This is a genomic window from Vibrio sp. M260118 (assembly GCF_036533755.1).
In the GTDB taxonomy this organism is placed as follows: Bacteria; Pseudomonadota; Gammaproteobacteria; order Enterobacterales; family Vibrionaceae; genus Vibrio.
Map to the genome: position 1 here is coordinate 1 of NZ_JATABG010000157.1, position 7,755 is coordinate 7,755.

General features: G+C 45.5%; 6 protein-coding genes. All 6 read right to left on the minus strand.

Annotated elements, in window-relative coordinates; genetic code table 11:
• Positions 1-30: 30 nt before the first annotated feature.
• Positions 31-507 (minus strand): Lrp/AsnC family transcriptional regulator, encoded by a 477-nt coding sequence (locus tag QTO00_RS10870; protein WP_038201609.1) that lies wholly within the window; start codon positions 505-507, stop codon positions 31-33.
• A gap of 100 nt (positions 508-607) precedes the next feature.
• Positions 608-841: a hypothetical protein gene (locus QTO00_RS10875; RefSeq protein WP_331424817.1), complete on the minus strand. Its 234-nt coding sequence runs from the start codon at positions 839-841 to the stop codon at positions 608-610.
• A 179-nt stretch (positions 842-1,020) separates the two neighbouring features.
• Positions 1,021-2,508, minus strand: coding sequence for a sodium/proline symporter PutP (putP, locus tag QTO00_RS10880; protein ID WP_331424818.1), 1,488 nt, complete (start codon positions 2,506-2,508; stop codon positions 1,021-1,023).
• Between the two features lie 71 nt (positions 2,509-2,579).
• On the minus strand, positions 2,580-3,278 hold the full coding sequence (locus QTO00_RS10885; protein WP_038201615.1) for an aldehyde dehydrogenase family protein: 699 nt from the start codon (positions 3,276-3,278) through the stop codon (positions 2,580-2,582).
• A 23-nt stretch (positions 3,279-3,301) separates the two neighbouring features.
• Positions 3,302-6,421 (minus strand): bifunctional proline dehydrogenase/L-glutamate gamma-semialdehyde dehydrogenase PutA, encoded by a 3,120-nt coding sequence (putA, locus tag QTO00_RS10890; protein WP_331424819.1) that lies wholly within the window; start codon positions 6,419-6,421, stop codon positions 3,302-3,304.
• A gap of 185 nt (positions 6,422-6,606) precedes the next feature.
• Positions 6,607-7,422, minus strand: coding sequence for an AraC family transcriptional regulator (locus tag QTO00_RS10895; protein WP_331424820.1), 816 nt, complete (start codon positions 7,420-7,422; stop codon positions 6,607-6,609).
• Positions 7,423-7,755: the final 333 nt, after the last annotated feature.

Below are 7,755 nucleotides of genomic sequence, written 5' to 3' on the forward strand. Positions count from 1 at the left end.
ATCTAAACTTTTGAATTATTGTAGTTACTGTTAAAGTTTATCGATTAGGTCTGCATTTACGCCAAAGCTGGTCTTGTGTTCCTCGATCACCACTTCACTTCGCGTTTGAATAACACCAGGTAGAGTCCCCAATTTTGTCGACATAAAGCTCTGATAAGCTTTCATGTCTTTGACTCTAACTTTGATCATGGTGTCAAAATCCCCAGACAGAGAATAACACGCCTCAATTTCTGGCATATCAGCAACCGCCTGGGCGAATTTTTCAAAGATTGAGAAACTGGTTTGGTCTAGGCGAATGTGGATGAAGACCTGTACATCCAGGCCAAGTTTTTCAGGATTTAGTTCCGCATGATAACCAATGATATAACCGTCTTTTTCTAGACGTTTCACACGATCTGAACAGGGAGAGGTAGTCAGGTTAACTTGCTTAGCAAGCTCTACGATGGGTAATCGACCTTTTAGGTTCAAGGCGCGAAGTATCTCACGATCGATTCGATCTAAATCCATTTATCGCTCTTCTGTACATAACTCAAGATTGAGCGTCATCTTAAGCGAAAACTAATAGCCCACTTACCTCTAAACAGATTTTGAATAGATTTTTGTGAAGTTATGCGACTTTTACATCAGGAAACGCATCTTGCGTAGACACAACTTCATTTTGGGTGTTACAAACTCGGCAGAATGCCTGTTTTTCCATCTTCACGTAGTGCGCGCCTTGAAAAACCGTTGCAAAGAAGCAAGCCATACTTTTCACTACTGAGTCATTTTGATACTCACAGCGTTTCATAACGATTTTATGTGCAGTGCTCTTCCCACAGCACTGGCAGTGAATTTGCGGCATTTTTTTCTCTCCCTACATGTATTGCGCTCACCAATAATCGACCCATTTTGGAAGCGAGAGTTCATCCAACTCAAACATTAGTTTAGAAAATGTGAGCTCTGTTCACAAAATACGCAGAAAAACGAAAAAAGCTCCGAACTTCGGAGCTTTAATACATTAATTTGAAACAAACTTAGAGGTTAATCTAGTTCTTTAAGTTGCTTCTCAAATTTAGCGTGTTGTGCCTTCACTGCATCTTCAGGCTCACCAGTCATCATGCTCACCGCGATAATCGCAATGGTAGAGAAGATAATTCCCGGAACAATTTCGTAGACGTCAAACCAACCGCCAGACAGCTGTTTCCATACAACGATAGTAATACCGCCAACCAAAATACCAGCTAGTGCACCATTTCGGTTCATACGCTCCCAGTACAAGCTCAACACAAGAGCCGGACCAAAGGCAGCACCAAAACCTGCCCACGCATAAGATACAAGACCAAGGACAGAGCTATCCGGTGTCATAGCGAGTACAAGTGCAACAATAGAGATTCCCACTACCGCGATACGACCGACAACGACTATCTCTTCAGAACTCGCATCTTTCTTGAATACTTGCTTGTAAAAATCCTCCGCTAGCGCAGATGACGATACCAATAGCTGAGAATCGGCTGTACTCATTACCGCAGCAAGGATCGCTGCTAACAAAATACCAGCGATAACCGGATGGAATAGCGCATTCACCAACAGCATGAAGATCTTCTCGCCGTCGTCAACGCTGACACCCGTGTTGGTTACATATACCAAGCCCACTAGACCAACTAGCATCGCACCGATCATAGACAGACCCGTCCATATAACCGCAATACGGCGAGCTGTGGTTAGATCTTTATTTGAACGTGAAGCTTTAAAACGCGCCAAGATATGTGGCTGACCGAAGTAACCTAGACCCCACGCCACCAAAGAGATGATTGCGATGGCAGACAGTGGTTCACCTTTAGAATCTTGCCAAAGGGTCAGTAGTTCAGGGTTAATTGCAGCTAGGTCGCTGCTTAACTGACCAAGACCACCATTCATTGCTGCGATTGGAACGATCAGTAGCGCTGCTGCCATAAGCAAACCCTGCACTAAGTCAGTCCATGACACCGCCAGGAATCCACCAAATAGCGTGTATGACACAACACACACAGTACCAATAATTACCGCTGTGGTGTAGTTCAAACCAAATACAGTTTCAAACAATTTACCGCCTGCCACTAATCCAGAACTGGTGTAGAAAAGGAAGAAGAGAAGGATGAAGAAGGCAGAAATAACCTGAATCATTTTTGAGTTGTCGTTAAAACGACGTGACAGAAACTCTGGCAAGGTAAGTGCGTCAGTCGTGATACTGTAAGTACGTAGACGTTTCGCATTAATTAACCAGTTTAACCAAGTACCTACAAGTAGACCACCTGCTAGCCAAAACGCTTCTATACCCGCTGCATACGCATAGCCCGGTAAGCCCAATAGAAGCCAACCACTCATATCCGATGCACCTGCAGAAAGAGCTGCAGGCCAAGGGCCTAGTGAACGCCCGCCAAGAAAGTAATCGCTTGAACTTTTGGTGCGCTGATAAGCGATAACACCAATGGCAAGCATTAGTATTAAATACGCAATAAACGTGGTTGTAATAGCAAAGCTATTTTCCATGTGATTTGTCCTCTTTTGAAAGATCGCCTTCCCTGAGTGCCCCCGAATACGCGAGGGCAAGTCAATGAAGATTAGTGGGCTTCGCTTCCTAGCTCTAGCAAAGTCGCATTGCCACCCACTGCTGTTATATTTATTGTTCTCGTGCGCTCAGTAATAAAACGTAACGCTAGATGAGGATCGTGCGCCACTGGAAGTGAGACAAGATCCGTTTCGGATGTCAGGCTTACTATCGCCCCTGAACGCTTGGCGAGCTGTCGGTTGATCGTCCTTTCAACTTCAGCGCTGCCAACATAACCCACACTACGTACGTCACATTCGAGTAGTTGCTGATAGGCATCAACTGCAGCAAACTGTACTAGGTTTGTCGGCAATGAAGACTGCAGATAAGCAGCTTCCAATGCTTGAGATAGCATCGCATCATCACTGCATAAGATGACGCTATTGCCAGCAACTAAGGCAGCACACACTTGCGCTACCACTGCCAGCACTGCTTGCTCTTGAGTATCATCCTGAATGACAAGAGCAACACCACGACCTGCGGTGTATAGTTCGTTGGTTTCACCTGTCGGACCAACCAATTGATGTGTTTCAGCGAGAAGAGCTGAAGCGTGCTCAATATGGTATGAAACAACAGATGCCAACTCAGGCTTAACTTGATGTAAAGCCTGCTTAAAAGCGAGTAGACACTCACTCTTAGAATCAAAATCAGTTAGGTTCCAGTTTTCCCACGCAGAGAAAGCATCAGAAAAACGCGCAACTTGATGTACCATGGTTATTCTCCTTTCTCGCTCTATTAAGAAAACTGTGGTTGAGTGAAACGGAACAGGTAGTGAGGCCCACCGGCTTTCGGTCCTGTGCCTGATAGACCTTGCCCACCAAATGGTTGAACACCTACAACGGCTCCAACCTGGTCACGGTTGATGTAGCTATTTCCCACACGAACATGCTTTTCAATCCAACGATACGTCGTTTCATTACGGCTATGGATACCCAAAGTCAAACCGAAACCAGTGTCATTGATCTTTGCTACGACTAGATCAAGCTCACTCGCCTTATAGCGGACGATATGTAAAATTGGCCCAAACTGCTCCTCTTTGAGACAAGAAATATCGTCAATTTCAAAGGCAGCCGGAGCAACAAAATCACCCTGTTCATGCTCGTCAGATAACGTAAGTTGGGCAACTTGAGTACCAATCTCACTCATACGCTCGATATGCTGCTGCAACTTAGCTTTGGCCGCTTGATCAATCACAGGGCCTACATCAGTCGAATGCAGGTAAGGTTGGCCGACGCTCAACTCCTGCATTGCGCCTTGGATTAGAGCAACAATACGATCCGCAATGTCTTCTTGAACAAACAGAACACGTAGCGCACTACAACGTTGCCCTGCTGACGCAAACGCAGAACGGATAACATCGCGCACTACCTGCTCTGGGAGTGCCGTACTGTCAACAATCATTGCGTTTTGTCCACCAGTTTCAGCAATAAACGGAACTGGGGCAGCATCTCGCTCAGCCAAAGTTTGGTTAATACGTTGCGCAGTCGCCGTTGAACCCGTAAACGCAACACCGGCAATCGCTGGATGAGAGGTGAGTGCAGAGCCAATTTCTGCACCTCGACCTGGAAGCAACTGAATCGTTCCTGCTGGGAAACCCGCATCTAACATTAGTTCTACCGCGCGAGCGGCAATTAAGCTCGTTTGCTCAGCAGGTTTAGCAACCACAGTGTTACCCGCAACCAAAGCCGCTGTAATTTGGCCTAGGAAGATCGCTAATGGGAAGTTCCATGGGCTAATACAGACAAATACACCCCGCCCTTGACGAGTAACCACACGGTTATGACCATCAAAGCCAGTGACGCTAAGCTCACCTAAAGCATCCACTTGCTTGGCGTAATAACGACAAAAATCAACCGCCTCACGCACTTCGTCAATACTATCGTGAATCGTTTTACCCGCTTCTTGATGACACAAGGCAACAAGCTCAGCTAAATGCTCTTCAAGCAAGTCAGCTAACGCTTCTAGTTTCTCTGCACGCTCCGCTTTCGCACTGCTTCGCCATCCACTGAATGCTTGTTCTGCACCTTCGATAGCTGCGGAAACATGATCAAGGGTTGCAAATGCCACATGACCAACATCGATACGGCGGTTGTATGGAGCAGTAACTTTTTCGATGTTGAGATTTTCCTTGATCATGCTTTCGGCAAAGTGGTCACCGTTGATGATAGGGCCCGCTGTCCACTGTTTGTTTAAGAAGCTCTCTACTTCGTGCTCAAATGGCTTCGACTCACTTTCCACATCTATGTTGATACCAATCGAATTTTTGCGCTCAGAAAACACGTCGGGCGGCAATGGAATACTCGCATTATGCAAGGTGTCAAACTCAGCCAGCATATCAACCGGGTGCTGAGTTAAGCTCTCCACCGGGCAGCGAGCATCCACCAATCGGTGAACAAACGAACTATTCGCACCGTTCTCTAACAAGCGACGAACTAAATACGGGAGCAAATCTTTGTGGCTGCCCACTGGCGCATAAATGCGCACCGACTGCTGGTAAGCTTCCATTGCATGGTTATACAGAGAATCTCCCATGCCATGCAGGCGCTGGAACTCATAATCTTTATGCTCAGCCATAACCGCAATCGAAGTAACGGTTTGAGCATTGTGACTGGCAAATTGAGGGAAAATATTGCCTCGAACATTGTCGCTAAGTAGGAATCTAGCACAGGCTAGGTATGCAACATCAGTCGACTCTTTGCGTGTGTACACCGGGTAGTTTGCATAACCAGCTTGTTGTGACCATTTTATTTCGCTATCCCAGTATGCACCTTTAACTAAGCGCAACGGTATCAAATCGCCCTGTTCTTTTGCTAAACCATTCAGCCACACCAGTACCGGCAATGCACGTTTGGAATATGCCTGTACCACAAGTCCAAATTTACCCCAACCTTGCACCAACTCACTGCGGTAAACTTTTTCAAACAGCTTCAATGACAGTTCTAGACGGTCCGCTTCTTCAGCATCAATGGTAATCGCAACATTCAGCTCAACCGCACGGCGCAATAATTGCTGCAACGTATCATATAACTCAGTCAGTACTCGTGCTTCATTTGCCACTTCATAACGTGGATGCAGCGCTGACAACTTAATTGAAACAGAAGGGGCTGGGCTCGTGTCAGCGGCGTAGTCGTCACGCCCTACGGCTTCGATCGCCATTAAGTAGTCTTTAAAATACTTATTTGCGTCAGCGGTAGTGAGCGCCGCCTCACCCAGCATGTCGTAAGAATAGGTGAAGCCTTTATCGCGCATTGAGCGGCCGTTTTTCTGCGCCTCGGCAATGCTACGCCCCAATACAAACTGGTGACCCATTACCTTCATAGCCTGATGCATCGCTTTGCGAATCACTGGCTCTGACATCTTATTCACTAGACGGTTAAGCGCGCTTACTGGGCTTTGCGACTCATTTTCTGAAAGTCCAACTACTTTACCCGTCAGCATCAGCCCCCAGGTAGAAGCATTAACGAACACTGAATCTGAGTTTTTCAGGTGAGATTTCCAATCCGCTACGGTTAGCTTGTCGCGGATGAGAGCATCGGCTGTTGCCGCGTCTGGAATGCGCATTAAGGCTTCTGCCAAACACATCAGCAAGATGCCTTCCTGAGTATCTAGGCTGTACTCTAGTAACAGGGCATCAATCATCTGAATCGATTTCTTGTCGGCACGTATCGATTCGATAAGCTCGGTCGTTTTATTTGCAATTTGCTGCTTTTCAGTTTCCAGTGGCGTCGCTAAAGGTAGCAGTTGTGTAAGCCATTGTGATTCATCCACCATATAGAGTGGAGAGATCAACGACCAAAGTTTGCTAAGTGGCTGCTCAACAAATTCAGCATTTAACACATCAGATGCTGTAAACATGTGTTTTCCTCAATCTCACACCTGAAATCAGTTCAGGTTTCCTACAATGGCAGCAGTGTATTTTGAGCTTGAGAAGATTACTTGTCAAAAACTCCGAGGTTTTTGCTATTTACTGTGATTTTTAACAAAATAAAAACAGAATCACATCTAAATAAGAATATTTTATGTGGTCATTTTTAGCTTATTTAACCAAATTGTTTCTTGTATTGGGAAGGAGACATGCCTTGTAAGCGAGAAAAGGTATGAGTGAAAGCACTTTGACCAGAGAAGCCCGTAAACTCTGCGACTTGACCCAAACTAAGATGACCTTGCTCGATCAACTGCTTGGCGACATCGATACGCTTGCCAAGAACGTACTGATGAGGCGTTATTCCCATCTGCTCCTTGAATAGCAAGTGGAACTGACTTTCCCCGAGATAAACGCTACCTGCAAGCTGGGTTACAGAGATTTTTTGACTAAGGTGCTGCTCGATATAACGGTCGATGGCTTCTAAGTCGAAACGCGATTCACGACGAGAAGAGCTAAACATGGACATATGTCTTTGCAACAATGCAACCACGGTATCATTACATGCCCGGCTTAACAGCAAATCATCTGGGTTTGATTGCATTTCCTGAACTAGCATCTGAATCAGTTTTTGAATCTGACCATCGAGCTGGAAATAGATATTTTGCTGATTCAACTCATTGAGCCGTTGTAGTATTAGCGGGTCATCATTATTTGGCAATGGCATGTTCAACACCAAAATATCTGATTGCTCCAACACCCCGCCAAACGCATGTCCTGTCCCTGATGTCACTACACAACCCTGCCCTGGGCCAACTAAATTACCATAACCGCTAACTTCAAATTCAGCTTGACCTTTTAAGCCGATAACAACTTGCGTGTAACTATGGTCGTGACAGTCCATATAAGAGGGCAAAGTAATCAGCTGAGCGGGTCTAGGTGCCAAATCTTTGGCAGATGGTGCTGATTTATTCGACTTGGAAGGCGCAGACATAGAATCACTCGGGCATAGTTTGTTGCTCAACCGCCATGGTATACCAAAAGTGACTCAACTCGAAATTCCAATGACTGTTTTATCAAATATCTTGCATCATACCGAACTAGATTCTTATTCAGAACAGTGATTAGCTGTTGAAAAAACAGCCAATAGTGGCACTGGAAGAATGATCAAGTGCACATAAATTACGGCTTATGTCACTTCTATTCATTTTAACGCTGATCGATCAATATTCTTTACTTGCATATTTCTTCAATGCGACCAAAATGGGTTAAGTATTCGATGAGTTTATCTCGATTTATGATAAGCTTAGGCATCGCTCTCTTATAT